Raw genomic sequence first — 25,724 nt, 5'->3', positions numbered from 1 at the left:
CATGGGGCCGGTGGTGTGCTCTTTGTAGTCGCGGCTCCCGACGGCCGGCCAGGTGTGGCCGGTGTCCGATTGCGGCCGGCGCCGGAATCGGCCATGCTCGCTCGCCATGGAAAATGACGAACTCGTGTTCGGTGCCGTCGGGGTCGCGCCCTTCGACGAGCGGGTCTACCGCACCGTTCTGGCCGGACCGCCGGTCACCGTGCGCGACTTGGCGGAGCGCACCGGCTCGGGCGCCGAGAGGCTGCATTCGGCCCTCGCCCGGCTGCGCGGCCACGGTCTGGTCAGCCGACTCTCGGGCCGCCCCACCCGGTGGGCGGCCGTCAGCCCCACCGCCGCCCTCGCCGCCCTGGTCCGCAACGCCCACGCCGATCTCGGCAGGGTCACCGAGACGGCCGCCGAACTCGAGGCCGTCTACCGCGCGCTCGGCGAGGTTGCCCGCCCCGGCGAGGGCGTCGAATTGCTGACCAGCGCCGACGAGCTCGGCCGGTGGTTCGCCCGGCTCCAGCAGGAGGCCACCGAGGAGCTCATGAGCCTGGACCGGCCGCCGTACGTCCTCGCCCACGGCAACCCGCTCCAACACACCCTCCTGGGCCGTGGGGTCCGGTACCGCACGATCTACGCCCCCGAGTCGTTCGAGATACCCGGCAACCTGGACGACGTGACCGGCCTGTCGCAGGCCGGCGAAGAGGCCCGGGTCCTCGCCGGCATCCCGCTGAAGATGTCCGTCGCCGATCGCCGGATCGCCCTGCTGCCCCTGCACCTCGACTCGCCCATCACCCGCAGCGTCGTCATCCGGGGCACCACCCTCGTCGACGCCCTGGTTACCCTGTTCGAACGGCTTTGGACACAAGCAGTCCCACTCACCGCCGCCGGCCCCGAGGAGTGCGACCCACTCGACGCGGAGGACCGGCGGATCCTGAACCTGCTGCTGTCCGGACTCAAGGACGAGACGATCGCCCGGCAGTTGGGCACCAGCACCCGGAGCCTGCGGCGGCGAATGCGGGTGCTCCTCGACGAGTTGGGCGCGGAGAACCGGTTCCAGGCCGGGGTGCAGGCGGCGCGGCGCGGCTGGGTGTAGGGATGGGTCGGACGGGCCAGGAGCGGAAGAGCACGGCGACGCAGTGGGCGCTGCGGTCTTCGCGGCGCGGTTCGTCCACGAGTCGGGTGATTCCTGCGGGTCCCGGTTCGACCGGTCTGCCGGAGGCTTGGAGGTAGGCGACGGTGACCGCGACGACGACCGTCATGTTCGAGTGCTCCAGCCAGTTCAGCCGGCCCAGGGTGTGCGCGAGGACGGAGGCGCGTGCGTGGATGCCGTCGTAGACGTCGCGATCGAACAGGACGGCCTTGTAGACCGGCTCGGCGCCGACCGGCCCGCGTTGCGCGTATCCGGAGATTGTCCCCGCCTCGTGCTCTGCGCGGGACGGGCAGTCCCTCGCCCGGTCCGGCGGCGTGAGCAGGCCGTGGACGACGAGCTCGTGGGGGAGGTCGAGGCCGAATGCGGTCACGCCCTGGTGGGGGGCGTCGTGCGTGACTGTTCAGGCACGCGGCCGTGGCGCGCTGGACCCGGCCTTGTCGCTATCGCCACCGGGGAGGTCAAGGGCGCCACGGTCACGACCGGGCAGGTGCGCGGAGCCACGGACATCGCCACCGGCCGGCACCGCGTCCCCTTGGCCCGGGCCCGCCCCTGGCCGGCTCCGGAACTTTCGAGAACGCGACTACCCACACCACCCCCCGGCGGCCCGCGCACCTCACAACGCCGTAACGCGCGGCGGCAATACTTCGAAGCGCGGCCTCGCCGCCGACCCACCGGGGGAGGGCGGGGTGGGCACGCAGACGTTCGACCCCTACACCGCCGTCGACCGGACCCGGGCGTCAGTCCCGGGCGGTTTGGCCGGCCCACCATGTGCGGTCGATGGTCGGGTGGTCCAGCTCCTCGCTGCGGCGCAGAACGTGCGCGACGAACTCGTGCGGAAGCCGGACGCCGTGCTCCTCGAGGTAGTGCGCGAGCCCGTTGGGCCAGACGAACACACCGTCCGTCTTCTCAGCGCCGCCGTTCGGGGCATCGCAGATGCGGCAGCGTGTAATGCCCATGAAACGACGGCCGATCTGGCCGCGATCCAGATAATCGACGACCAAGGCCCGCTCCGCGCCGTCCCACGTCGTGTCGACCAGGTTCGCGGGGTCCGGGAGCCGCGGACTGTCGCTCGACCGCCAATAGCCGAGTGCCTTGAGATCCATGGCCGGGAGGGTAGCCGAGAGCGGAAGGCAGACCACCTCACCGCCGCCGCAGGCGCGCCAACGTCAGGCGGCCCGGCCGCAGGAGTTCTCGTCGTCGGGTCCGGCGAGCTGGCCCATGCCGAACAGATCCAAGCCCGGCCCATGCCGAACAGATCCAAGCCCGGCCCATGCCGAACAGGTCCTGGCCGGAGAGAAGAACTTCGTGGGCCGGCGGTCGGTACCCGGTCCCCGGGCGGTAGGCGGCGAGTGCGACCGGGCCCGCGGCTGTCAGGGCACGGTGATGACAATCTTGCCGCGTGCGTGGCCGGTGGCGCTGACGTCGTGAGCCGTGGCGGCCTCTTTCAGTGGGAACACGGCGTGCAACGGGACGGTGAGGCGGCCGTGGTCGGCGAGATCGGCCGCCAGTGGCAGTCCTTCCCAGCCCGGCGACTCCCCTGCTTCGGAGCGGGAGAACCGCACTCCGTGTCGGTCGGCGTCGAAGTCCGCGATGGTCACCACGCGGTGCGGATCGCCGGCGATGGCCACCAGTTCGACAAGAGAGCCCTTACCGGCCGCGTCCAGAACCACGTCGACGCCGCGCGGAGCCAGTGGGGCAAGGCGATCGGCCAGCCCCGCCCCGTAGGTGACCGGTACGACGCCGAGCTGGTCGAGGAAGCCGTGGTTGCCTTGGCTCGCGGTGCCGATCACGGTGAGGCCGCGGGCCTGGGCGAGTTGCGCGGTGATGGTGCCGACGCCTCCGGCGGCACCCTCGATCAGCAGGGTCATGCCCTCGGCGGCTTCCAGGGCCTCCAGTACACGCGTGGCGGTGTCGATGTTGCCTGCGGCGCCGCCCGCTTCCTCGAAAGACCACGACCGGGGCTTGGGTGCCCATGCCTCCAGCACGGCGTACTGGGCTGCGGCGCCTCCCTTGTCCACGAAGGGGACGAGGCCGAAGACCTCGTCTCCCACGGTGGTGCCGGTCACTCCCTCTCCCACCTCGTCGACTATCCCAGCGGCATCCATGCCGGGGATGTGGGGGAAGTCCAGGGTGGCGATGTCTCGCAGCATCCCTGAACGCAGGTACCAGTCAACCGGGGTGACGCCGGTGGCACGCACCTCGACGCGGACCTGACCGGGCCCGGCGTGCGGCTCTTCGACCTCCTCCATGCAGAGGACTTCGGAACCGCCGTAGCGGTGGTATTGCACGGCAAACACGGGCAACCTCCGTATACATGAGCAAGTCGTGCGGCAGGAGAGCTTGCTGCTGCTCACCTCTGCGGCATTGTCGGATTCCCGCTTGGGGTGGGGTTGTGGGCGACTTCGGTGGAGTCATGTCGCTTGGCGGTCCTCCGGGATGAGGCCGCGGAGCTCGTCCATCGGACCGGCAGCCTCGAGCGCGAGCTGACCGTTGGGTCGTGGATGTCGAGCATCCCGCCCTGCGAACGCGCCGTCGGGAATTCATTCGCCTCGTAGACCGTGACAGGGATCGCCGTCGAGGTGCAGGACGAGGCCGCCGAGTCCGACGCCGATGATCTTGACGGGAGTGTGCATGGGAATCTTGCGTGTCGCACACCTGCCGGGTGGGCCCCGGCAGGATCGGCAGGAAGGAAGGCAGCTTGCCGGGCAGTGCAACCGCGCAGGAACGGCTCAGACGACGATGACGCGGCGCCCCCGCGTGTGACCGGCTCGGCTGTCGATGTGCGCCGCCGCGGCCTCGGCGAGCGTGTACGACTTCTCGATCGGGATGTGGAGCTTTCCTCGCGAGATGAGGTCGACGGCCTCGCCGAGCGCGTCCGGCACGCTGCCGGCCACGCCGGAGAATCGCACACCGAACTCAGGCGCATCGAGATCGGCGATGGAGATCACCTTCTGCGGATCCCCGGTCAGCTCGACGAGCTCGCGGATCACGCCCGAGCCGGCCAGATCGAGAGCCGCGTCGACACGGCCGAGCCGGCGCACCCGCTCGACCCAGCCCTCGCCGTACGTCGTGGCGAGGGCACCCAGGCTGCGTAGATAGTCCTGGTTCGCGGCCCCGGCCGTGCCGATCACCGTGATGCCCCGGTCGCGGGCGATCTGCAGCACCGCCGATCCGACTCCCCCGGACGCGCCGCCGGCCAGCAACGTCTGCCCGGGCTGCACGCCGACCTCGCGGATGATGCGCAGAGCGGTCTCCACCACGGAGGGGTACCCGGCGGCCTCTTCGAACGTGAGGCCCTCGGGCATCCGCGCCCAGGCCGACAGTACGGCGAACTCGGCATAGGTGCTCGAACCTTCGCCGAACACGTGGTCGCCGACCTCGACCCCTTCGACGCCCTCGCCGACCTCGTCCACCACCCCGGAGGCGTCCAGCCCGACGCCGGAGGGCAACTCGGTCGGATGGGCACCGAGGATCTGCCCTTCACGGATCCGCCAGTCGACGGGGTTCACGCCCGCCGCCCGTACGGCGATGCGTATGTGGCCGGGGCCCGCGTGAGGTTCCTCGGCGTCGATGAGTTGCAGTACGTCCGGATCGCCGAACTCGGCGAAGCTCACTTTCTTCATGCGGTCGACCGTAACACTAACGGTTGTTGTTTAGAAACCGTTACGCCGTTGGATTTGGTAGTGTCAGCTGCATGACCGTGCCGACCGTGCCGACCGGGCGCCGCGAACGCAAGAAGGCCGCCACCCGCCAGAAGATCGCCGATGCCGCCCTGCGGCTCTTCCTGGAACGCGGATACGACGCGGTGGGCATCCGCGACGTGGCCGCCGAGGCCGACGTGGCCGTCACCACGCTCTTCTCCCACTTCGCCTCCAAAGAGGCCCTGGTGTTCGAGCAGGACGACAACTTCGAACAACGCCTCACGCAGGCGGTCACCAACCGCGCACCGCACGAACCGCTCATCCCCGCGCTGCGCCGCGAGATCCAGGCCATGCTCCGGCACTGCACAGCGGACGGCACCGCCCCGATCTACCGCATGATCGACGAGTCACGCGCCCTGCGGGAGTACGAGGAGTCGATGCGGCTGCGCCATGCGGACTCGCTGGCCACGGCCCTCGCCGCCGATCCCGACCTGTCACGGACCACGACGGCTTGTCGGACGATCGCGAGGTTCGTGATCGACGCCTATTCGCTGGCCCGCGAGGCGGCCGACCCGCAGGCCGCAGTGGACGAGATCTTCCAGATGATCGAGGCGGCCTGGGAAGTCACCTGACCTTCTGCGAGCAGTCCCAGGGTCGTGGTTGGCCGCAGTCGAGGGCAGGCGGCCGCTCGGCAGAGTCGGCGTGGCATGGGCGCGCACCGGTCACCAAGATCAGCGCGGGGGCGCACGCGCGAAAGGGGCGCCGGGTCTCCGGCGTACTCCGCGAAGACCCCGACGCCGCCCAGCCCGGACGGCGTCGGGGCCTTCGCGGCGTACGGGCGGTCCTACCAGGCCACCAAGAGGGCGTCCGCGTCCGCCAACTGCCACAGATACCGGCCGCCCCAGTGGCCGACGGCCTTAGCAGCAGATCGGTGGCCGGCCGCTGGAGCCGCACCACGTCCTCCACCGCGCCTGCCACGTCCAGCAGTTCCGGATGGGCGGCGCCCACCTCCAGTTGGGTGCGAAGCGAGGCCACCGGGGAGCGCAGTTCATGGGAGGCGTCCACGACGAACGTCCGCTGCCGCTCGACCGACGCCTCCAGCGCCGCGAGCCTCTCGTTGGTCGTCCGGGCCAGCGCCGCCACTTCGTCGTGCGAGGTGGGCTCCGGCACCCGACGGGACAGATCCCTGCTCGCGGTGATGGCGGCCATCTCCCGGCGGATCCCCTCCACCGGCCGCAGCGCGCGCCGGGTCACCAGCCAGGTCACCTCGGCCACGACCACCAGGAGCAGCGGCAGTCCGATCAGCATCGCCTGTCGCACGGTGGCGACCGCGCGCCGCGCGGTCGCCAGGGAGGTGCCCGCGTAGACGGTCACGTCCTCGCGGCGGGCGGCGGTGGCGTGTGCGGTGGCCCACTGGTAGTCCTCGGTGTTGCCGTCGATCCGCGCCGAACCGCCGCTGTCCTCCGCCCCGCTGGTGACCTTCGACGCGACCGCCCGGGCGGCGGCCCCGGCATCGATCTCGGCCCGGTCAGCCAGATTGCCCCGCAGCACCGCGCGAGCACCGCGATACCCACGGCCGCCAGCGCCACGGCCACCACCACGGTCGCGCCCAGCGCCGCCCGCGCCCGAACGGAGCCGAAGACCCTGCCCACGAAACCGAACACCCCACCCACGAGACCGAACACCCCACCCGCGAAACCGAAGACCTCACCCACGGAGCCGGCACCCCGCTCCCCGTACCGTCTCGATCAGGTCGGCGCCCAGCTTGCGGCGCAGAGCGCTGATGTACACCTCGACCATGTTGGGGTCGCCGCCATAGGCGAAGTCCCAGACGTGCTCCAGGATCTCGGCCTTGGAGATGACGTCCCCCGGCCGGAGTGCCAGATGCTCCAGCACGGAGAACTCCATGGCGGTCAGCGCGATTTCGCCGCCGTCCCGCTCCACCCGCCGGGCGCCACGGTGCAGCGACAGCCGGCCGATCCGCAGAACCGGTGAGGCGGTGGGCCCGCCGCGGCGCAGCAGCGCCCGCACTCGCGCCACCAGCACCACATACGAGAACGGCTTGGTCAGATAGTCATCGGCGCCGGTGTCGAGCCCCTCGGCCTCGTCGTACTCGCCGTCTTTTGCGGTGAGCATCAGGATCGGCACATCGTTCCCGGCCGCCCGGAGCGCGTCGCACACGTGGTAGCCGTTCATCCCCGGCAGTGATCAGGTCGTACGCACCCTCCTGGGCGTGCCAAGCTGGCTGACGGCCCGGCTCGACGCCGGGGCGCGGTAGGGGTTCGACGACGCGGACCAGGCGTCCGGTGCGGACGTGGGGTCCGGCGTCGCGCAGGGCGTGCTCGACGGCGCTTTGCGTCCAGGTGGTCGCGCGCAGGTTTTGTGCCCGGTGGAGTTCGGCGCGGTAGGGCATCCACCGGCCTGCCTCGCAGTCGCTTCTCAGCGCGGCGACCTCGCGTTCGACGATCGCCCAGGTCCGGTCGTCGGCGACGAGTTCGCCGCTTGCCCGGCCGGGCCGGATCTTTCGGCAGCGCGCGCACAGCCGTACCGGCCGGGACGCACCGTGGGCCGGCCGCAGGATTGCGGCCGGCCCGTTGTTGCCCGGGGTCGGCTCCTCACACAGGTGGCAGACGGCAACGGCGACGGTGACGAGGGGGCGGGGCGAGAAGGTGTCACGCGGATTCAACGACGTCACCGGACCCCGGTCGCGCACCGGACCCGGCCGCCGGACGTCCCCGCGCGTTACCACTCGGCCGTGCCGTGCACGTTCCACGCACCCACCACGCACCCTTCACGCACCTTTGATGCGCCTTCGGCGCGGGGCCGCACTTCAGGAGCATGTTCGGGGAGAAGGCCTTGCGGTGGCGGGGACGGGGACCGGTGGTGCTCACTGGAAGTCGTCCGCGTTCGGGGTGCGTTGGGCGTGGGCGGTCCTCGGTGTTCCACACCATTCCCTGTGCTTCGAGCATCTTGATCCGGCGCAGGCCGATCGCGCCGACCGTCCACGCCCGATGCTGTTCGCAGGGCCCGCCAAGAAGCCATCAAGCCCATGGCCGTCCTTGGAGGGTAACGGGCCGGATGTCGGCCCCGGCGTAGTGCACGGCTCCCGCCCTCGGGGAAGCGCGGACCCGGCGTGCCGAAGCGGGCCTTTCACAGTCAAGATGCGCGAACGGGCACATTTGATTCTTCTGGTCGTCGATTCCCTGGGAGCGCATATTTGCAGGAAAGCCCTAAATGAGATGCTTTATTTACATTAGGCTACTGCTATGACGCGAACCGAATGTAGGTGCCGCCGGCGTAGCAGAGCTCGGTCGGGAGTAGGCCGGACGGCAACCTTGGTGGCTGTCGTGCTGTTCCTGTCCGGGTGCACCGGTGAATCAAAGCCCGCCAAGTCTCCGTGGACGGCACTGGGATGGCCCCTTTCCACACTTCCTCGGAGTTCACAGCCATCGGTTCAGGAGATCCAGGCCCTGAATGCGTTACCGAGTCGTCCGACAGCATCCGTCCTTGCGGTTGTACACGCAGGCGATCACCGCGTGGCTCTCGGAGTGAGGGGGGATTCCTGCGAAGTCTCCGCTTTTGCAGTGAACCCACCCTCGGAACCGGGACCCCGACCCACATCACTGAGCGTGCAACGACCGAAAATCGACGACGCCCAAACCACCACCAAATATTTTCTCGACCCTCCGCAGCTCGAGCCGTACACGGTGACGGCGGGATCCCTCTCAGGGTCGCCGTCCCACATCAGGATGGGTTGCGGAAACCGCTCGATGACGGTCGAATTCGAATCCGATGTGGATGTGGTCGGGATCGACGGGCCCCTGCGGATATCGAGAACCCCCTCCGCAGTGTCCGTGCAACTCTCCGTCGACAGTCCCGGAGGATCCTGACGTCCGCCGTCCCACGGCCGTCCTGGGACGCGGCCCATCGCATTCAGCCCCTTGTCGCCTCCGCGTCGCCAACTCCCTTCGAAGGGCAGCTCACGTACCCGAGAAATCGATGACCGGATCCGCACGGGGTTTCGAGGACCCCGAGAGTTCGCGAACGCATTCGAAGGCACCGCGGCAGAGCCGGCGGGCGGGCGTGAGGCGGCCGGTCGGGGCTGTCGCGGTCACGCCTGCCCCGTCCCGGCGAGTCCGCCGAGCACACCGAAGATCGCACTCGACGAACCCGAGCGCCATCGTCGCTCCCAGCAGGGCTTCGAGGTCAAAGATCCGCTCACGGGCGGACGTCGGCCAAAGACGCACGCCCTCGGCCGGTGGCGATGTCCAGGACGTCGGCGGGCGTGATATCGAGGCCGGCCATGTGGGTCGTGGCCGGAGTGGCGCCGATTTGACCCACCGGGTTGCCACACCGAAGCCGAAGGCTCGATCAGGATGTTGTCGGAGTGGATGGCGTAGTCGATCACCTCAGCCCGGACGTGCAACGCTCCGCCGGCCGGGAGAGTCCGGGCCGGGGTTCCACCTCGGCCGACCCGTACGGGTCCACCTCGCCCAGCGTGTGCTCGATTGCATTTGGACGACGACGGCACGCGCAGCCGGGCGCGCACCGCCGATGGAGCCCCGATCCTCCACGGGAGTCGGTAGACCTCGCGCTTCGCCGGCGACCGGCCGCCCCTGCGATGTCGCACCGTCTCGGTCGAGGTCGGCGACGACTCGACCCGGTCGCGATGCCCGTGTGGAGGTCAGCCGCGCGGGCGGCTTGAGCGGGCGAGCAGGGTGGCCGCGGCCGGGTGGCGGGTGTGGGCCGAACGGGGGCGCGCATGGTCGCGATCGCGGTGTCGAGTTGTCCGCAGCGCAGGTCGGCGGCGTCGTCGAGGACCTGTTCCCAGGCGGCGCAGGCGTTTTCGAGGTGGCCGAGGTCGAGGCGGGTCTCGGCGAGGATGCCGGCGGCGACCGCGCGGTGGCGGCGTTCGTCGCCGGGGCGCAGGCGCATGCTGCGGGTCATGGCCGCTTCGGCGTCGCGGGTGTCGCCGAGGGCCCGGTGGGTGAGGGCCGCGGTGTATTCCGGGGATGCCCCGTGGAAGCGGCAGAACGGCATTGGATCTAGAACACCTCGCGCAGGGTCTCCAGGAGGCGGGCGATGTTCGCCTCGTCGCGGCGGTAGTAGGTCCACTTGCCCCGCCGGGTGGCGACCACCAGCCCTGCTTGCCGCAGTATCGCGAGGTACTGCGAGGTGGTTGACTGCCCCAGACCTGTACGCTGCTGGATGTCGGTCACGCAGACACCGATCTCAACGTCGTCGGGCTCCTGGCCGGGGAAACTCATCGGCTCCTTGAGCCACACCAGCATCTGACGGCGAGTCGGGTTGGACAGCGCCCGGAACACAGCCAGCAACTCCGCCTCCGAGAACATGCGGTGATCGTATCGCACATACATATTGACGATTCGCGATATCTCGATCTAAGATCATCGCATGTCGACTTCGATGCGTGTGGTGGAACTCGTCCGTTTCGGTGACGCGGACACCGCGTTCGCCACCCGAGAACTGCCAATACCCACCCCCGGACCCGGCCAGGTGTTGGTGCGCGTGCTGGCCACGTCCGTGAACCCTCTCGACCTGCAGACTCGGCGCGGCGACTACCGCGACCAGGTAGCGCTGCCCGCGGTGATCGGCAACGACGTGTCCGGCGTGGTGGTCGAGACCGGCCCTGGGGCAGGCGACTTCCAGCCGGGCGACGAGGTCTGGTACCTGGCGCCGATGTTCGCCGGGCAGGGAACCTACGCCGAGTTCCACGTGGTCGACCAGGCCTTGGTCGCCCGCAAGCCCGCACGGTTGTCGCACGTCGAGGCCGCCGGTCTCGCGCTCGTGGGCGTGACGGCGTGGGAGGCGCTGGTCGAACGCGCCGGGGTGCGGGTCGGGGAACGGGTCTTGGTGCACGGGGGAGCGGGCGGGGTCGGCTCGGTCGCCGTCCAGGTCGCCGGCGCGCTGGGAGCCGAGGTGGTAACCACCGCGCGGGCAAGGGATCACGAATTCGTCACCGGACTGGGAGCCGACATTGCGATCGACTTCTCGGCCGGTGACTACGTGCCGCAGGTCCGCGCGCTGGGTGGGGTGGACGTCGTGCTGGACACGGTGGGTGGGGACACCCTCGCCCGCAGCCCGGAGGTCCTCGCCGACCGAGGCCGCGTGGTGTCCATCGTGGACATCCCCGAACCTCAGAACCTGCTCGCTGCGTGGGGCGTGAACGCGACCTACCACTTCCTCTTCGTCAGCCCCGGCCGGGCGAAGCTCGCGGCCCTCGGCCGGCTGGTCGATCAGGGCAAACTCCGGCCGGTGATCGGCGCCGTGCTACCGCTGGCCGACATCGCACAGGCGCACACACTGATGGAAGGTGGCTCTGTCGGCGAGGGCCGCGGACGTCCACGCGGCAAGATCGCCGTCGCTGTGCACCTGTGAGTGTGTCGGGTGGTGTCAGCGGGCTGCTTTCCTCGATTCCTTACAGGACAACCCTATCGGGCCCCTGTCCGGAACCTTCGTGGCACCTCATCGACATGACGCCCCGGTCCGACCGGACCCGCGTCGACCGCTGACCGACCTGCCGCGCACCCGCCCCTGTGGGGGTTGGAGTACGGGAGAGTGCTTCAACCGCACGCGCATGGTCGGTGCCCCCGTCCCCGTTCGGTTCGGCGGCGGGCTCGCGCGTGTGGTACTCCGTGGTGCTTTTCGGCGGCCGCGGGTTCGACAGCGATCCTGTCGTCGATGTTCGGTGTGAGTGCTTCGTGTCGGGAAGGGACCGAGCGGACGTCGGTGGTTCGTTCGGGTGGTGTCGGCGCGCCGTGGTAGTCCAGACGCCCTATCCCTCGCTCTGCCACACGACCACCACGCTATGCGGTCAAAGCAGCGCAAGCCCGGAACCGCTGCGGGAGTCGCGTCCGGAACCACGGTCAGCACACGCCACGACGGCGCCCCCGGCGCCCGAAGCAGCCTCCAGGCGTGAGCGGAGACCAGGGGGGTGACCCTCTTCGCCAATCAGCGCGGGGTCACTGCCCTGCCGGTAGCCGCGCAGTCACGCGGTACGCAGGAGATCCTCGCGACCGTACGGGCAGGCCGTGACGCTCCGGCCGTAGCGGGCGGCCCCGTGGGCGGTCTGCACGGTGTCCTCGCGGAAGCCCATTGGGTTCCCCTCGCCTTGTGGCGAAAGACGAGAAAGAGGGTGCTACGACCCGCCACTGGCACAGACGGGGATCCGTCCGGAGGTCACTGCCGACGATGCGAGGGTCCGACGGACTCGTGCGGTAGTCGAGCGCCAGAGCGACGTCATCACCAGGGATGCGACTGACGGCAATCAGCACTGCCTGTCAACGTCAAGCCACGGCAGTTCGAGCGGAGCGGTTGCCCCGCTTCCACGTGCCTCGCGAAGAAGGCGCTGGGCGGATCGTCGGCGAACATGTCCATCGATCTGGATCCCCGCTCCATCCCGTCTGGGCTCGACAGGAAGTCGAGGGGGACTCGAACCACGGGATGACCCGGCCTCGAACGCTGTCGTCCGGGCGGGGCCGAGCGGCCCGGTGTACGGCAGCCGTGACCGTACTGTCGACAAGGGCGTACGGGTGGGAGTCGGCGGTGGGTGATCGCGAGCGCGGCCGACGGGCGGGAGTCGGGACGTCGCGAGGTCGTGCGCACGGGGGTTCGACGGCACCCCGGGCCTGGCCGGCCCAAACGTGACGATCGACGCGGCGTCGAACCCCCTGCTGTCGATCCCCCGCCGCGCCGAGGGCGGGGCTGGTGGATCAGTAGGTCAAAGCCGGGCTGAACGCACTCTTGCCGACACACCAGATGTCGACGTTGTTGGGATTGTGGTGCAGCTTGACCGACCAGTTCGTGGCGCTGGGCGGACTGGCCGACTGGATCACGGTCATGGCCTGACCGGCGGAGATCGTGCCCGCCGTCTTGTTCAGCGGACCCAGGTTGACCGGACCGAAGGGCCCGGACGTGCCGGCGGTGCCGCTGAAGGTGACCGTGCCGCTCGGACCCCCGAGGTTGGCGGTGATCGTGAGGTCGCCGTTGTTGATGGTGATCAGCGGCGCGAGCGCGATGGTGGCCGAGAGCTGGTGCGACGCGTTGGTGGTGAACGTCGCGGTTTTGCCGGTGTAGCTGATCCCGATCGAGGTCAGACAGTCGTACTTCGCGGTGGACGGGCCGCCGGCCGTGGCCGTGCCGCTGAGTGCGACGGTCGCGGCCATGGTGCCGGCGAAGACGGCGGCGCCGGCCGCGAGGGCTTTGGATCGTGACATGGACGTGCCCCTTTCGACAGATACTGCGGAAAAGTTCCTGTCGGCGCATTTGGAGTGAATCCGAAGTTTCGGATTTCGTCAAGCAGGATCGGAACGCAATTTTCCGACAGTGAAATCCAAGATCGACAATTCATGATCGCAATTCGCGATCAGTCATACCGGCAAAGAATATTCGGTTTCCCGGGTATATCTCGATCATGGTGACACGTGTCGAATGAATCGGGTCGCATTTCGCTCTTGACTTCGGATGATCCAAATGTGCGAATAGTTCGCTACGCCTTTCGTTTCCGACGGGCTCCGAACAGGTCGTCCGCACCGGCCGTCCACACAAAGGAGCAACGTGTCAAAACGGCTATCCCGAAGATTGACCCGCCATCGCTGGGCCGCCTCGGTGGCGGCGGGCGCCCTGGCCCTCGGCGGCGGCCTGGTCGCCCTCGCGCCGTCGGCGGGCGCGAGCACCGTGACCCCGGTCATGCGGTGTACGACCCCGGTCGGCGCCCCCGAGGGGCAGCAGCAGTTCGAGGTGACCCTGGACCCGACGCACGGCGACGGTGCCACCTCGATGCACGTCGTGGCGGGTGGAAGTCCGGCGACCAGCCCGATCCCGATTCCGCTCGCGACGATCAAGTCCGTCTACACGTTCGCCATGTCCGGCGGCACGACCGGGGATCTCTCGGTGGCGCCACCGTCGTTCGAGACGCCGATCGAGGTGAACACGCCCATCGTGCCGCCCCCGTTCACCGTGCCTACGACGATCGTCGGCGCGGCGGCCGGGTCCACGGTGGACCTCACCCTGAAGTCGATCGTGGTGCAGACCATCGTCGGCGGAAACCTGCTCGCGACGGCGACGTGCGTGCCGATCTCCGGTAACGGCGTGGTCGCGTCGTACACGGTCGAGCAGGGCAGTCAGGCGCCCACGCTGACCGCGACGCCGAGCACCGTCGACTCGAACTCCCGGGTCACGCTGTCCGGCGCGCACTGGCCGGCCGGTCCGGTGGGGTTGACCATGTGCTTCCCCGAGTTCGGCGGATTCTGCGACAACGGCTACTCGACCATCGCCGCGAGCGACGTCAAGGTCGTCGACGGTGTGCTGTCGGGGTGGGTGCACGTCGCCGGCGCGGTTCCCAGTACGGCGGCGCTCCTGAAGGTCACGTCGGGATCGGTGGCCCTGGAGGCGCCGCTGACCGTCGTGTCCGTACCGGTCGGCGGGCGGGGGCTCGTACTGAGCCCGAACACCGGTCCGGTCGGCACCCGGGTGACCGTCACCGGTACCGCGTTCTCGCCGAACGCCCAGATCACCGTCCAACCCCAGGACGAGCCCGGGGCGCCGACGGAGGACGCCGTGACCACCACCGCGGACGCGAACGGCTCGTTCACCGCGACGTTCACGGTGACCGCCGCGGCCACCGCCGCAGTCGCGGCGTACGAGTTCGGGAACCCCGCGATCGGCATGCGGACGCCGTACACAGTGGGCGAGGGCCCGGCTCAGCTGACCCAGTCGGTCAGTGGGCAGATCAAGCCCGGCGGCCTGACGATGTCCCAGGCCGGCGGCCGGATCGACTTCGGCAGCGCGACGATCGACGGCAAACCGCTGCGCCTGAACGCCGCGCTCAACCGGGTCACCGTGGTCGATGCCCGAGGGACCGACCTCGGGTGGTCGCTCACCGGCACGATGTCGGAGCTGACAGCCGAGAACGGCACTGACAAGCTCCCGACCGGGAGCGTGGCCTGGACCCCCGCGTGCGCGGCGGCCGACGGCGCGCCCGGTACGGTCACCCCCGGCACTCCGGGGCCGCTCGGGGCGACCCAGGCCCAGTTGTGCACGCAGACGCCGGTCGAGGGTCGAGCCGCGGGCGGCAGCGTTTCGGCAGACGCCGCCCTGACGTTGACGACCCCGGCGTTCGTACGCCCGGGGACCTACTCGGGGTCGCTCACGCTGAGTCTGAGTTAGCCGAGCGTGAGTTGACCGAGCTTGAGTCAACCGAGCTTGAGATGGTCGACACCGAGTCGACGCGTCGGGATGTGCGGGTGTCGACGCTTCGAGACGGTGCCGCTTTACTCGCCCGGTGGTGTGGGACGACTCGGCCGCTACCGGCCGGCGCCCCCGCCACCGGGCGATTTCGTGCGCGGCAAAGGATCGTGATCGGCCGCCCGGAGCGACGGCGTGGGCCGTCGCGCCCTGTTCGCGACCGCCCGGGGGACGGCGGGGAATGCGTCGACATTCTCCGGGGCGAGGAATTCGGCGCGCGGGCTTTACCGGCACGACATTACGCCGCTTTCCCGGCGCCTGCCGCCCCGAGTGCGGAACCGGGATGTGGAACGGGGATGCGGAACGGGGATGCGGAACCGGGATGCGGAACCGGGGTGCGGATTTCGGCGGTCAGCGCGTCGGCATGACCAACAGCTCGTCGGTGCCCGGGCGTTGCATGACATCCACGCGGTGGCCGTACAGCTCGGACAGCAGCGGGGCCGTGCAGACCTCCGCAGGGGCGCCGCAGGCGACCAGGCGGCCCCGCGCCATCCCTCGCCGGCGAGGTGTCCCACGCGTTCGAAGTACGCCGCTCGGCCTCCTGCTTGACCGACGCCGGCGACCCCGCAACAGCCGCTTCCCGGCGCGGCGACCACCCGGCCCCACGACGCGCCCGCCGCCCACAAGTCGGTGCTCAGCTCGCCCTCTTACGCCGGCCGGGTGTGCCTTGGCTGCGGCTCGGTCACTCGACGACCGTGGGCACCGGGCCTCGGACCAGACGGAAGCCGACCCGATCCGGCCGGGTGAACCGGACCGTCTCCGTCGTCGTCGCGGTCAGCCGGCCGCCCGGCACCGGGGTCGCGTGCGCCGCGAGCACCATGTCCGTGCCGCGCTCCGGCACGCGCACCTTCTCCCGCATCGCGCGGGTTGCCCGGCCAGGTTCGGTTGCGCCACGACGTCGAACACGACGTCCGCCGGGGCGTCGATGTCGACCGTCTGCCGTCCCAGTGGCCGGGTCCGCCGCCCCACGCCGACGTCCAACGGCAGCGCCCCGGTCACCACGCCGACATATCCGGCCGCCACCGCACCGCTCGCCGCCGCAACGGCCGCCAACCCACGCACCCACGCCATCCCAGCCCCTGCCCTTCGGTGCACGCTTCGCCTGCCGATCCCATGTCCTCCAGCGACGCTACGGCTTCGTAGAGCCGAGAACGGTGGCCGCTCACCGAACACCGACTCCCACTCGGCGGCATCCACGCGTATACCCATCGGGTGCCCGGCCCGGAAGGCGGTCGACACCGTTTCCGTCGCCCGACCGACCGACAGCCGCGCCGCGAGCGACGGCTCCTCGCGAACCTGCACGAGGACCGGCACGCTCCCGTGCGTCGGCGCCCGGAGCGGCGGGTGGGTGACCTGGTGCGCGGGCTGCCGCGCATCGGGCGCAGCTCATCGGGCGGTACCCGGCATGCCGGTCAGGCTCCGGAAGGGCACACCATCCGCGGCACGATCCGCCGAAGTCCCGGACGTCGCAAGGCCGTTGCCCGCACTGACCCAAGGCGCCTAGGTGTTCTAATGCGTGCCCTGGCCGTGCGCGCCGCCCGGATGACGGCCTCCCAGGCGGTCCTCGGGATCGCCTCGGGGCCGGAAGCACCGCCGGCGGATGGCTCGTGTGGTGGATCCTCCATCACTGAACCCACCCGCACCGGCGCACATCGCGGGGGAGGGCGCCGCCACCGGCCCGGACCCACTCCGGGTCTACCGGAACGGCTCCGACCAACGCGCGGTCGGAGCCGTTCCCCGTCTCCGTCGTGGGGCACAGCCCGCACGACACGCCGTGAGGCGAATATGTGGAACCCGCGCCGGCATGGCCAGCCGCAACCCCGGCAACCTGGCGGGCCGAGTTGCATGACCCACTGGCCTGGCAGGACTTCACGTGGGTGGTGTGGCGAATCAACGCCGACGACCCCGATCGGTTGGTCGAGGAGGACGCGGACCCGGCCGAGCGCACGCGTCAGCCGATGACGGAACTGGCCGCCGGCGGCGGCGTTCCCGGCTCCGTGTGCCGGCCCGGTGCGCATCGTGGAACGGGAGAGGCCGATCCGGGAGGAGGCCGTCGTGGACGAGACCCCCACCGCCGGCGACCGCGAGCCCGCCGTGGCGCTGACCGTCGACCGGGCCCGCGCGCTCACCGACGACGTCCGCCGCGCGCTCGACGACGTCACCACCGCCGTGGCCCGCCTTGCCGCTCGCGTCCTCCTTGCGGCCGATCACGATGAACCGCAGGGCGGTCCCTCTTGTGCTGTCGGCTCCGCCCGACCCCCTGTAGTGGGGCGGTTACGGCGATCCTACGGCGGACCCCGTGAGGGTGTTCGTGGAGGTCGGGGGGCCGGCCAGGCGGGCAACCAGGAGGGCGATGTCGTCGTCGGCGGAGGCCGGGACCAGGTGGGTGAGGAGTCTGTCGCACAGCGCGTCGAGGGTGGGGACGGGCTGGGCGAGGAGCCGGGTGAGCTCGGCGAGGCGGTCGTCGATGTCGGTGCCGCGGGCCTCGATGAGGCCGTCGGTGTACAGGACGATCACGCTGCCCGGGGCGAGGGTGGTGTGGATGGTGGTGAAGTGGGTGGGGGCGACGCCGAGCGGGAGTCCGGGCGGTACGTCGATCAGCCGGGCGGTCCCCTCGGCGGTGATCAGCGCGGGTGGGGGGTGGCCGGCGCAGGTGATGCGGCAGTCGCCGGTGACCGGGTCGAGGTCGCTGTAGAGGAAAGTGGCGAGCATGGGGTCGGCGAGGTCGTCGAGGGCTGCCTGCAGTTGGTGGAAGAGCTCGTCGTGGTCGAGGTCGAGGCGGGCCAGGGCCCGCACGCTCGCGGAGAGGCGGCCCATGACGGCGGCGGCCTGGATCCCGTGGCCCATGACGTCGCCAATGGCGAGGGCTGCGGATCCGCCGGTCAGGGGGATCACGTCGTACCAGTCGCCGCCGACCTCGTTGACGTCGGACGCGGGGAGGTAGCGGTGGGCGACCTCGATCCCCGCGGGTGGGGTGATGTGCTGGGGCAGCATGCTGCGCTGCAGGATGACGGCGGTGTCGTGTTCGCGGTGGTAGTGGCGTGCGTTGTCGATGCAGACCGCGGCCCGGGCGACCAGTTCACCGGCCAGGTCGGTGTCGGCGTCGGTGAACGGCTCGGGTGTGGTGCAGCGGTAGAAGGTGGCAAGGCCCAGCACCGTTCCGCGGGCGAGCAGCGGCACCATCATGAACGAGTGCACGCCCTGCTTCAGCAGGCGGGCGGGGGCCTTGGAGTGGCGGGCCGCAGGGGATATGGCCTGCTCGTCGAGGCGTGGAATGACGAAGGCGCGGCGGTCGGCGAGGGCCTGGGTGTAGGGGGCGGCGAGCGGAAAGGTCAGGGTGCGGCCCAGCGGGGCGAGGGTGTCGGCCACGGCGATGCCGGCAGGGGCTTTGGCCAGACGGCGCAGCCGGGCGCCGGCGACCAGGCCGGCCCCGACCTCGTCCCCGGTGGCGAGGGCTTCGATGACGTCGACGGTGACAAGGTCGGCGAGGTCGGGGACGGTGACGTCGGCGAACTCCTGGGCGGTGCGCTCGAGATCCAGGCTGGTGCCGATGCGGGTGGTGGCCGCATTCACGAGGGCGAGGCGGCGCCGGGCGGCGTCGGCGTCCAGCTGGACCTGCTGCTGGGCGGTGATGTCGATCAGGGAGACGGCCAGCCCGACCGGGCGGCCGTCCGCGTCTTCCAGGCGGGTGTAGGAGCACGACCACACCCGGTCCTGATCCGGCGTGGCCGGAGTGCGGCCGGTGCGGCGGATGTCCAGGACGGGCCGGCCGTCTGCCAGGACGTTCCGCATGACGGTTTCCATGGCGGCGGCGTTCACCCCGGGCAGCACTTCGGCCAAGCGTCGGCCGACGTGGGCGGCCTCCGGCAGACGTTCATCGCCTCCAGGGCTGGGTTGACCCGCAGGAACCGCAGCCTGGCGTCGAACAGGGCGATGCCGACCGGGGAGCGGGCGAACAGCCCGTCCCACACCACCCAGGAGCCGCGGATGCGCTGGGCGGCGCGGGCCTCGGCGGCGAAGACCAGCACCGTGGTCCCGCCGCGCGGCCGGGCCCGCACGGGGGCCGCCCAGACCTCCACCTCCACCGGGTGCCCGCTGCGGTGCCAGGCTGTCACAGTGCCCATGACGCCACGGGCGCCCGCTGCCCGGCCGGACAGGACCGATGATCGATCGGTCGGGCGGGAGGCGGTGCATGGACCCCACCCCCTTCGATGACGTCACCGGTTCCGCTGCCCGGGACGCGGGTGTCCGGAGAGCAGGCGCCGCATCCACTCCGCGGCCACCAGACCGGCCGTCGAGCCCAGCACCGCGGGCACGAAAATAGCGCACGCCGACTTCGCCCAGCGGGCCGACGACGACATTCCCCTGCCCGTCCGGGCGCGCATCGCGCGTCCCGAAGAACCGCCGGCACCCGACGAACTCGACCTTCGGCAACGCCTGATCGCACAACGAACCGAGTTGTCCGCGACCGAGGACCGACCACGCCCTTGACCGGTGGGTACGAGGCCAAGCACTACCAGGGACAACCAAAACCGCAGGTCATCGCCACACACCCGAGTCTGACAAACCCGGAGCGGTTCATAGACGGACGGGGTATGTGCAACACACCCGAGCATTCTCGACAAATACGAGACATCCCCAGGCCAGACCACCCACCACTCCACCCGACTCCACCCGAACAACCACAGAATGTTCTCAACCAACCCGCAACACCCCAGCCCACACCACCCCCAACACGCCAACCCAGCACCCCCAGGCGTCACGAATCCACAGCGCGGGGCGGTGCGCAAGGCCTCGGCTCCTTCCATCTGCTCCTTTGGCTCGACGCCTTTGCCCACCCTGCCACCGCGCCAGTGATGCGCCCGGTTGCCTCTTTGTCGCTCAGGTCGGTGAAAGCGAAGCGGGTTTCGAACGGATACGCACGTAAGGCAGCGACGGGACTTCAGGACTCGCCGACGGCTGTCGTTGCGATGGCCATCCGCCGATTCTGCGCCCGTGCAGTGCCAACGACTGGTCATCATGCCCAGCCCGTTACCCTCCGGCTGGAACCTCGTCGGCCGCGAGTTTGCGGGCCGGGACAGCCGGTGCTCTTGGCCGAAAATGAGCCTTGACGTATTCGGCAAGTAGATGACTTAATTAATTAACTTTTGTTCACGAAAGGTATTCTTATGCGAAGATTTCCCGCTTTTTTGGCAGTTGCCGTTATCGGGTTCATCGGGTCGGCCGTCCCAGCCTCGGCCCAGACGACAGCTATCGAGACCACGAAAACGGTCGTTCTCGGTGGGGAGAAGTTCGTCGTCCCCAAGAGCGCTGATCAAATGGGTGGCGCGAGAGTCGAGATGCCCACGGAGTCAATGTCTGAACTGCGTCGGAAGGAAGCATCGATTCCTTCGATGCGAAGCGGTGGGCTCGGTCACATATGGTACAGGGCACTGAGTAGAAGCAGTTCCACCTGGGGCCCCTGGATTTATTCCAACAGCGCAGAGGGCGGCTTCGCGGGAACAACTGGACAAGCTGACCCGATTGTCGCGGTTCAGGTGCTTTGGGGAAGTCTTCCGGGACCGGAATTCTCGGGCATGAACCTGGGGATCCGGGGGCATTGGCGAGATTTCGGGTACGGATCGATATTCCCGCTGAGTTACGACGAAAACAATGCAGATAAAGCTGTGATCATGTACACTCCACTTTTGCAGCCTTTGGAGGAGCTGGCATTCTTCGACACCGGAGAGCTTGCAGAGCGCAGTAGCCAAGGGGCCGCCCATATAAGTGATGTCGGTTGGCAAGGTGGAGACCAGCGGTATTTCGATGAGGGATGGCCCGCCGGCTGGCCGTGGGAGCATGTCTACTGGATCGGTACTACCGGACAAGCGCGCTGGATCGAAGCGTTCTGGTTCGATCTCTACTAGACACTTCGCCTCGGATCGCGGTATTCGATAGTGATTCGAACTTCACCAAGGCAACGGGCGCGGCCTCGAAGGGCGCCCGAGACGCGGTGATGTACCGCCCAGTCGAGTAGGCTGCGGCGTTGCCGAGTTCCTTCCGGGAATCGTCGCCGCGGCGCCCGGCGGTCCGCTTCGGCGGGCACGCCCACAGCTACGAGGAACTGCACGAGACCGCGCTCCGCTGGGCCGGGCTGCTCACCGCCCGGACGAAGGCGCCGCCGGGCGTGATCGGCGTACTGGCGGAGAAGGGCACGACGGCGTACGCGGGCATTTTGGCCGGCCTGTACAGCGGGGCCTGCGTGGTGCCGATGGACCCGCCCTTCCCGCCGCCGCGCACCCGCTGGATGCCGGAGGGCGCCCGGGTGGAGGCGGTCGTGGTGGACGGACCGGGCCGGGCCGCGCCGGCGGCGACCGGACTCGACGTCCCGGCGCTCGACCCGACGGAGACGAAAGGGTCGGTGGATACGCCGACCGAGCCGTCCACCACGCCTCGCGAGACCGGACGACATGTTCGGCGCATGGGCGGCCGGCTCCGCCGTCCAGGTGGTGTCCGGCCCGGCCTTCGGCGCCCTGCCGGACTTCGCGGCCCGGCCCGGCCTGACGGTCTGGTTCTCCACACCGAGCGCGATCGCCCTGGTCCGCCGGATGGGCGGGCTGCGGCCGGGCGCGCTGCCGGGCCTGCGAATGAGCTATTTCGCGGGCGAGGCGCTGCTGTGCACGGACGCCGAGCAATGGCAGCGGGCCACCGGCGGTGTGGTGGAGAACCTGTACGGGCCGACCGAGTTGACCATCACGGTCAGCGGCCACCGGTACTCGCCGCATACCCGGGAGTCGGCCGTCAACGGGCTGGTGCCGATCGGCCGGGTGCACGACGGCCACGACAGCGTACTGCTCGGCCCGGACGGCCGACCGGCGTGAGACGAGGGGGAGTTATGCGTCACCGGGGGCGCAGATGTCGCCGGGCTACCTGGACGCGGAGCAGGATCGTGGGCGGTTCGTCGCGATGGACGGCCGCACCTGGTACCGCGCCGGCGACCGGGTCCGGCGGCTGCCCGACGGGGAGTTGGCCTATCTGGGCCGCTCGGACTCCCAGGTCCAGGTCCAGGTGCACGGGCTGCGGGTGGAACTCGCCGAGGTGGACGAGGCGATGCGCGAGCTGCCCGGGGTGACGGACGCGGTCACCGTGCCGGTGCGTATCGAGGGCACGACCGAACTGGCCGTCTTGCACACCGGCGAGCAGACCGCGCCGGTGGTGCCGGCGCGGCTGCTGCGCAAGAGGTTGCCCGAAGGCATGGTGCCGCGACGCATACGGCACCTGGCGGAGTTCCCACTCAACGTCAACCGGAACGTGGACCGGGGGCTGCCGGCCAAGCCGGCCGCCGAGGATTGAGCGGGCGCCGGGACAAGGCGGGAGACGGCCGCGTCGCGCGGCCGTCGTGCCCCGTTGCCGGCGCGGACGTCCCGGTCAGGCCGTACGCCCGCCCGTGCGTTCGGCGACCCGGGCGCCGATGCCGTCCAGTACGCAGCGCAGCCCGAACTCCGGGCCGGAGCCCTCCGTAGGCCCGAACGCGCCGGAGCCGAGCGCCTTGAGGCGCCGTCGCCGAGGTGCGGCAGCGCGCAGTCGAGGAACCGGGCGGTGATTGCGTCGACGGCCGCGGTGGTGCCGGAGATGACGAGGCTGTCTGCGGTGTTGACGGCGGCGATGGCGACTGTGCCGTGGTCTTCGCTCAGGTGGGGTAGTACTTCGTGTTCGGTGGCGCGGAGGGTGGTCATGGTGCCGCCGGGTGGGAGGCTTTGCATGAGTCGGGCGCGTGCTGTGACGAGGGTGCAGGCGTCGTCGAGGGTGAGGATGCCCGATGCGTGGGCGGCGGTGATCTCGCCGAGGGAGTGTCCGGCGAGGTAGTCGGGTCGTACGTCGAGGCTTTCGAGGAGTCGATACAGGGCGGTCTCGAAGACGAAGAGGGCGAGTTGGGCGTTTCCGGTCAGGTTGCGGGCGTCGGCGTCCTCTCCCCACATCACCTCGCGGACGGGCGTGTCGAAGCGTTCCAGGACCGCGTCCAGTGCTTCGGCGAACACGAGGACCGCGTCGTACAGTTCCCTCCCCATCCCCATCCCCAGCCGTTGCGCGCCCTGCCCGGTGAACAGGAACGCCAGTTTTCCGTCTGTGGTTTCTCCGGTGATGGTGGTGGGGTGTTGTTGCCCCTCGGCCAACGCGCGCAGGCCATCGCGTAGTTCGTTGCGGTCGGTGCCGATGACGACCTGGATCTTAACGTTGCTCAGATTGATGTTACGCTCGACGGACATCTGAACGCTGATTAGATTGGAGCGGGGTCATGTGCGCCATCGAACAGTCGTCGAGTGCGGCGAGCACCGAGCCGACCGCGCAGGGTGCGCCCGACGTGAGCGACGCGCCGGCGCCGATCGTGACCGGCGAGCCGGTCGAGGTCTCCGACGGCGTCTTCGTGATTCCCGACCGGCGCGTGGAACTCGTCCCGAACGTCGGCATCGTCGTGGGCGAGAAGGCCGTGCTGGTCGTCGATACCGGTATCGGCCCCCGCAACGGCGCATACGTTCTGGAGCAGGCCCGGCGCCTGGCCGGTCGGCGGCGCCTGTATCTGACCCTTACGCACTTCCACCCCGAGCACGGCTTCGGTGCGCAGGCATTCAAGGGCGCCGCGACGATCGTCTACAACCGGGGACAGCGCGACGAGTTGCACCGCAAGGGCTCCGCCTACCTCGACATGTTCAAGGGGCTGGGTCCGCACATCGCGGCCGAACTCGAGGGCGTCGACCTCGTCGACCCCGACGTCACCTACGACGGCCGGGCCGAGATCGACCTCGGTGGCCGCACGGCGGTGCTGCGCACCGTCGGCCCGGCGCACACCGCCTCCGACCAGACCGTGCTCATCGACGACCGCGTGCTGTTCGGCGGGGACCTGTTCGAGACCCGCATCTTCCCGATCACGCCGTACTTCCCGCCGTACGACGCCGACGTCGACGGCGGGCGTTGGATCACCGTGCTCGACCGGCTCGCCGCCCTCGATCCCGAGATCGTCGTGCCCGGCCACGGCGAGGTGACCGATGTGTCGGTGATCCGCGATGTCCGCGACTACTTCACCTACATCCAGGACGAGGCAGGTCGCCTGCGAGCGGCCGGCGCCTCGGCCGACGAGGCGGCGGAGGCGATCGACAAGGACGCCCGCATCCGCTGGAACACCTGGGAGCGGCCCGAGTGGATCGGCTTCGCCGCCCGGACTTTCTACGAGGCCGCGACAACAGGCTGAACCACACACGGCACCTCCGCACCGACCTCCGATCCCCGGCCCATGTCGGCGTTCCGCCCGACCGCGTCCCGGCCGGCGAGGGCCGGGGCGCGGCTCGCGCCCACGCCGAGCCCGCAGTGTGAACAGAAGGGAAAACGCATCATGAGCACACGGACCGAACCGGGTGCAGCCAGTCCCGGGACACCGGAATCCGACCGTCGGCGAGAGCGCGGTGTCTCGGCCTACGCCCGGATCTTCGACGTGCCCGAGCAGGAGGTGCCCGCGGCTTTCTCCGCGCGCGTCGGGCTGCCCTTCGCCGAGGAGGCGCTGCAGGCCGCCGGCGGAGCCGCGTGGTCGCACCCCGCTCTCGACGGCCGGGACCGCAGCATCGCCATCATCACCGCACTGGCCGCCCAGGGCGTTGCCGGAGACCGCCTGGGCACCCACCTACGACTGGCCCGCCGGCACGGGCTCGACGAAGACGCCCTCACCGCCCTCATGACGCTCCTGGCCGGCTATATCGGGTATCCCCGGGCCTCCCTCGCCATGGAGACCGTCCACGGGTCGCTCGCCTCGACCGATCGAAACGACACCGCTCCCCTGTAGGCCGACCCGATCCCAGCGACACGTCCTCCCCCCATTTCCGACACCCACACACGGTCGAACTTTCCTGGACAAAATATTACGGCCGTGGACCGGCGCGAGCGTCCCGGGGACGCGTGTGTCACGGCGGGGCGCCGCCACCTGTCGGCAACACTGGGCCCCGACGGTCGCGCCCGGCCGGTGGTGCTGATCCTTCGAAGGGCCCGCTAGCGTCGCGGGCGTGACGGTCGGACGACACTTCTACCCCGACGAGGCGCGAGATACGTGCGCCGGGGCAACGGCACGTTGAGGGTCGCGGCGCCGATCAGGTGTTCGGGGCAGGGCCGGGATCCGCGTCGATCGCGCTTCGGGCGCACGATCCGGTTGGCGAGTTGCTCGTCATCGACCTGATGCCGTTCCCGGGCAAGCCGCGTCAGCTGCTGGAACAGCAGGCCCTCGGCGTCAGTGATCTTGCCGTCCGCGTTGATGACGAGCCACGCGACCCACAGGCGCGCGAACGTCCGGGATCGGCGCGAGTGAGCCTGGCGGCGGGCCGGCGCGTTGCCCACGTGCCCCAGCATCCGGTTGAGTGCGACACCGCCCCGGTCGACCTCGGTGTCGGGGATCGGTACGGGCATCGCCACCTCTCCGCCGGCCAGGGGAAGTTCGACCACGCGGGTCGCGGTGTTCAGTACCTCGCGGGGCGGGCGCAGCGACAGACGCCCCCAAAATGCGTCGGCCACCTCGGTGATCACCAGGGCCGCCCCGAGGACCTGGAGTTCGACGGGGTGCTGGACCGAAGCAGGTGTCGTGGCCGATGGCGGCGGCGCTGAGGATCGTAAGTGCACGGCCCGGCGTCGTCGGCAGCTTCCATACCGGATCGCTCGACGCGCGC

19 protein-coding genes and 6 pseudogenes are annotated in these 25,724 nt (G+C 70.0%); 11 read left to right on the top strand and 14 right to left on the bottom strand.

What is annotated here, in order from left to right:
- Nucleotides 1–106: 106 nt before the first annotated feature.
- Nucleotides 107–1,078, top strand: coding sequence for a helix-turn-helix domain-containing protein (locus ABZS54_RS03495; protein ID WP_355530513.1), 972 nt, complete (start codon nucleotides 107–109; stop codon nucleotides 1,076–1,078).
- Between the two features lie 794 nt (nucleotides 1,079–1,872).
- Here ABZS54_RS03495 and ABZS54_RS03490 read toward each other — a convergent pair.
- The 4 genes and pseudogenes from ABZS54_RS03490 to ABZS54_RS03475 all read right to left on the bottom strand — a co-directional run bounded on the left by ABZS54_RS03490 (nucleotide 1,873) and on the right by ABZS54_RS03475 (nucleotide 4,758).
- Nucleotides 1,873–2,238, bottom strand: a complete 366-nt coding sequence (locus ABZS54_RS03490) for a hypothetical protein (RefSeq protein ID WP_355530510.1) — start codon at nucleotides 2,236–2,238, stop codon at nucleotides 1,873–1,875.
- A gap of 267 nt (nucleotides 2,239–2,505) precedes the next feature.
- Nucleotides 2,506–3,432, bottom strand: a complete 927-nt coding sequence (locus tag ABZS54_RS03485; RefSeq protein ID WP_355530661.1) for an NADP-dependent oxidoreductase — start codon at nucleotides 3,430–3,432, stop codon at nucleotides 2,506–2,508.
- Nucleotides 3,433–3,552: 120 nt separating this feature from the next.
- Nucleotides 3,553–3,768 (bottom strand): annotated as a pseudogene (locus ABZS54_RS03480) (FAD-dependent monooxygenase); the annotation flags it as partial.
- 96 nt (nucleotides 3,769–3,864) lie between these two features.
- Nucleotides 3,865–4,758: an NADP-dependent oxidoreductase gene (locus ABZS54_RS03475; RefSeq protein WP_355530507.1), complete on the bottom strand. Its 894-nt coding sequence runs from the start codon at nucleotides 4,756–4,758 to the stop codon at nucleotides 3,865–3,867.
- Nucleotides 4,759–4,829: 71 nt separating this feature from the next.
- On the opposite strand from ABZS54_RS03475, the gene ABZS54_RS03470 reads away from it, so the two are divergent.
- Nucleotides 4,830–5,408, top strand: a complete 579-nt coding sequence (locus ABZS54_RS03470; protein ID WP_355530504.1) for a helix-turn-helix domain-containing protein — start codon at nucleotides 4,830–4,832, stop codon at nucleotides 5,406–5,408.
- Between the two features lie 286 nt (nucleotides 5,409–5,694).
- On the opposite strand, the pseudogene ABZS54_RS03465 reads toward ABZS54_RS03470, so the two are convergent.
- Together ABZS54_RS03465 and ABZS54_RS03460 are read right to left on the bottom strand one after the other, a co-directional pair.
- Nucleotides 5,695–6,428, bottom strand: a pseudogene (locus ABZS54_RS03465) (HAMP domain-containing protein); the annotation flags it as partial.
- Nucleotides 6,429–6,483: 55 nt separating this feature from the next.
- Nucleotides 6,484–7,009, bottom strand: a pseudogene (locus ABZS54_RS03460) (response regulator transcription factor); the annotation flags it as partial.
- Nucleotides 7,010–9,561: 2,552 nt separating this feature from the next.
- Between ABZS54_RS03460 and ABZS54_RS03455 the strand changes: the two are divergent.
- Nucleotides 9,562–9,825 carry a hypothetical protein gene (locus ABZS54_RS03455; RefSeq protein WP_355530501.1) on the top strand — a complete coding sequence of 88 codons (264 nt, stop codon included), beginning with the start codon at nucleotides 9,562–9,564 and terminating at the stop codon, nucleotides 9,823–9,825.
- Here ABZS54_RS03455 and ABZS54_RS03450 read toward each other — a convergent pair.
- Entirely contained in the window at nucleotides 9,822–10,130 is a 309-nt protein-coding gene (locus tag ABZS54_RS03450; RefSeq protein ID WP_355530498.1) for a metalloregulator ArsR/SmtB family transcription factor, read from the bottom strand. The genes ABZS54_RS03455 and ABZS54_RS03450 overlap by 4 nt on opposite strands.
- 61 nt (nucleotides 10,131–10,191) lie before the next feature.
- Here ABZS54_RS03450 and ABZS54_RS03445 point away from each other — a divergent pair, with 61 nt between their 5' ends.
- The gene (locus ABZS54_RS03445) at nucleotides 10,192–11,175 is read left to right on the top strand and encodes a zinc-binding dehydrogenase (protein ID WP_355530495.1); all 984 of its coding nucleotides are present in this window, start codon (nucleotides 10,192–10,194) and stop codon (nucleotides 11,173–11,175) included.
- Nucleotides 11,176–12,509: 1,334 nt separating this feature from the next.
- Here the strand turns inward: ABZS54_RS03445 and ABZS54_RS03440 are convergent.
- Nucleotides 12,510–13,013: a hypothetical protein gene (locus ABZS54_RS03440; protein ID WP_355530493.1), complete on the bottom strand. Its 504-nt coding sequence runs from the start codon at nucleotides 13,011–13,013 to the stop codon at nucleotides 12,510–12,512.
- A 340-nt stretch (nucleotides 13,014–13,353) separates the two neighbouring features.
- Between ABZS54_RS03440 and ABZS54_RS03435 the strand changes: the two genes are divergently transcribed.
- Complete coding sequence (locus ABZS54_RS03435) at nucleotides 13,354–14,964, top strand: hypothetical protein (RefSeq protein WP_355530490.1); 1,611 nt, start codon at nucleotides 13,354–13,356, stop codon at nucleotides 14,962–14,964.
- A gap of 429 nt (nucleotides 14,965–15,393) precedes the next feature.
- Here the strand turns inward: ABZS54_RS03435 and ABZS54_RS03430 are convergent, their stop codons facing one another.
- The 4 genes from ABZS54_RS03430 to ABZS54_RS03415 all read right to left on the bottom strand — a co-directional run bounded on the left by ABZS54_RS03430 (nucleotide 15,394) and on the right by ABZS54_RS03415 (nucleotide 19,166).
- The gene (locus ABZS54_RS03430; RefSeq protein WP_355530488.1) at nucleotides 15,394–15,534 is read right to left on the bottom strand and encodes a hypothetical protein; all 141 of its coding nucleotides are present in this window, start codon (nucleotides 15,532–15,534) and stop codon (nucleotides 15,394–15,396) included.
- 190 nt (nucleotides 15,535–15,724) lie between these two features.
- Nucleotides 15,725–15,901, bottom strand: a complete 177-nt coding sequence (locus ABZS54_RS03425; RefSeq protein WP_355530485.1) for a hypothetical protein — start codon at nucleotides 15,899–15,901, stop codon at nucleotides 15,725–15,727.
- Between the two features lie 1,415 nt (nucleotides 15,902–17,316).
- Complete coding sequence (locus ABZS54_RS03420) at nucleotides 17,317–18,861, bottom strand: SpoIIE family protein phosphatase (RefSeq protein ID WP_355530482.1); 1,545 nt, start codon at nucleotides 18,859–18,861, stop codon at nucleotides 17,317–17,319.
- Complete coding sequence (locus tag ABZS54_RS03415; protein WP_355530479.1) at nucleotides 18,858–19,166, bottom strand: hypothetical protein; 309 nt, start codon at nucleotides 19,164–19,166, stop codon at nucleotides 18,858–18,860. Before ABZS54_RS03415 ends, ABZS54_RS03420 begins: the two co-directional genes overlap by 4 nt.
- Nucleotides 19,167–20,618: 1,452 nt before the next feature.
- Between ABZS54_RS03415 and ABZS54_RS03410 the strand changes: the two genes are divergently transcribed.
- From ABZS54_RS03410 to ABZS54_RS03395, 4 genes and pseudogenes are all read left to right on the top strand, one after another.
- Nucleotides 20,619–20,948, top strand: coding sequence for a hypothetical protein (locus ABZS54_RS03410; protein WP_355530476.1), 330 nt, complete (start codon nucleotides 20,619–20,621; stop codon nucleotides 20,946–20,948).
- 119 nt (nucleotides 20,949–21,067) lie between these two features.
- Nucleotides 21,068–21,367, top strand: a pseudogene (locus ABZS54_RS03405) (AMP-binding protein); the annotation flags it as partial.
- 124 nt (nucleotides 21,368–21,491) lie between these two features.
- Nucleotides 21,492–21,902 carry an AMP-binding protein gene (locus ABZS54_RS03400; RefSeq protein ID WP_355530473.1) on the top strand — a complete coding sequence of 137 codons (411 nt, stop codon included), beginning with the start codon at nucleotides 21,492–21,494 and terminating at the stop codon, nucleotides 21,900–21,902.
- 34 nt (nucleotides 21,903–21,936) lie between these two features.
- Entirely contained in the window at nucleotides 21,937–22,374 is a 438-nt protein-coding gene (locus ABZS54_RS03395) for a hypothetical protein (protein WP_355530676.1), read from the top strand.
- 299 nt (nucleotides 22,375–22,673) lie between these two features.
- Here the strand turns inward: ABZS54_RS03395 and ABZS54_RS03390 are convergent.
- Nucleotides 22,674–23,090: pseudogene (locus ABZS54_RS03390) on the bottom strand (acyltransferase domain-containing protein); the annotation flags it as partial.
- A gap of 227 nt (nucleotides 23,091–23,317) precedes the next feature.
- On the opposite strand from ABZS54_RS03390, the gene ABZS54_RS03385 reads away from it, so the two are divergent.
- On the top strand, nucleotides 23,318–24,268 hold the full coding sequence (locus tag ABZS54_RS03385) for an MBL fold metallo-hydrolase (protein WP_355530470.1): 951 nt from the start codon (nucleotides 23,318–23,320) through the stop codon (nucleotides 24,266–24,268).
- Nucleotides 24,269–24,409: 141 nt separating this feature from the next.
- Nucleotides 24,410–24,853 carry a carboxymuconolactone decarboxylase family protein gene (locus ABZS54_RS03380; protein ID WP_355530467.1) on the top strand — a complete coding sequence of 148 codons (444 nt, stop codon included), beginning with the start codon at nucleotides 24,410–24,412 and terminating at the stop codon, nucleotides 24,851–24,853.
- Nucleotides 24,854–25,368: 515 nt separating this feature from the next.
- Here ABZS54_RS03380 and ABZS54_RS03375 read toward each other — a convergent pair.
- Nucleotides 25,369–25,548 (bottom strand): annotated as a pseudogene (locus ABZS54_RS03375) (two-component sensor histidine kinase); the annotation flags it as partial.
- Nucleotides 25,549–25,724 lie beyond the last annotated feature (176 nt).

This window comes from Embleya sp. NPDC005575 (assembly GCF_040605455.1).
Taxonomy (GTDB): Bacteria; Actinomycetota; Actinomycetes; order Streptomycetales; family Streptomycetaceae; genus Embleya.
The sequence above is the reverse complement of the archived record's forward strand: the minus strand, read 5'-3'. Positions and strand labels throughout refer to the sequence as shown.

Coding starts and splice junctions, on each gene's coding strand:
- ABZS54_RS03495 (WP_355530513.1), top strand. CDS start 107: ATGGAAAATGACGAACTCGTGTTCGGTGCCGTCGGGGTCGCGCCCTTC.
- ABZS54_RS03490 (WP_355530510.1), bottom strand. CDS start 2,238: ATGGATCTCAAGGCACTCGGCTATTGGCGGTCGAGCGACAGTCCGCGG.
- ABZS54_RS03475 (WP_355530507.1), bottom strand. CDS start 4,758: ATGAAGAAAGTGAGCTTCGCCGAGTTCGGCGATCCGGACGTACTGCAA.
- ABZS54_RS03470 (WP_355530504.1), top strand. CDS start 4,830: ATGACCGTGCCGACCGTGCCGACCGGGCGCCGCGAACGCAAGAAGGCC.
- ABZS54_RS03450 (WP_355530498.1), bottom strand. CDS start 10,130: ATGTTCTCGGAGGCGGAGTTGCTGGCTGTGTTCCGGGCGCTGTCCAAC.
- ABZS54_RS03445 (WP_355530495.1), top strand. CDS start 10,192: ATGTCGACTTCGATGCGTGTGGTGGAACTCGTCCGTTTCGGTGACGCG.
- ABZS54_RS03440 (WP_355530493.1), bottom strand. CDS start 13,013: ATGTCACGATCCAAAGCCCTCGCGGCCGGCGCCGCCGTCTTCGCCGGC.
- ABZS54_RS03430 (WP_355530488.1), bottom strand. CDS start 15,534: ATGGCGCGGGGCCGCCTGGTCGCCTGCGGCGCCCCTGCGGAGGTCTGC.
- ABZS54_RS03425 (WP_355530485.1), bottom strand. CDS start 15,901: ATGCGGGAGAAGGTGCGCGTGCCGGAGCGCGGCACGGACATGGTGCTC.
- ABZS54_RS03415 (WP_355530479.1), bottom strand. CDS start 19,166: ATGGGCACTGTGACAGCCTGGCACCGCAGCGGGCACCCGGTGGAGGTG.
- ABZS54_RS03410 (WP_355530476.1), top strand. CDS start 20,619: ATGAACCTGGGGATCCGGGGGCATTGGCGAGATTTCGGGTACGGATCG.
- ABZS54_RS03400 (WP_355530473.1), top strand. CDS start 21,492: ATGTTCGGCGCATGGGCGGCCGGCTCCGCCGTCCAGGTGGTGTCCGGC.
- ABZS54_RS03395 (WP_355530676.1), top strand. CDS start 21,937: ATGTCGCCGGGCTACCTGGACGCGGAGCAGGATCGTGGGCGGTTCGTC.
- ABZS54_RS03385 (WP_355530470.1), top strand. CDS start 23,318: ATGTGCGCCATCGAACAGTCGTCGAGTGCGGCGAGCACCGAGCCGACC.
- ABZS54_RS03380 (WP_355530467.1), top strand. CDS start 24,410: ATGAGCACACGGACCGAACCGGGTGCAGCCAGTCCCGGGACACCGGAA.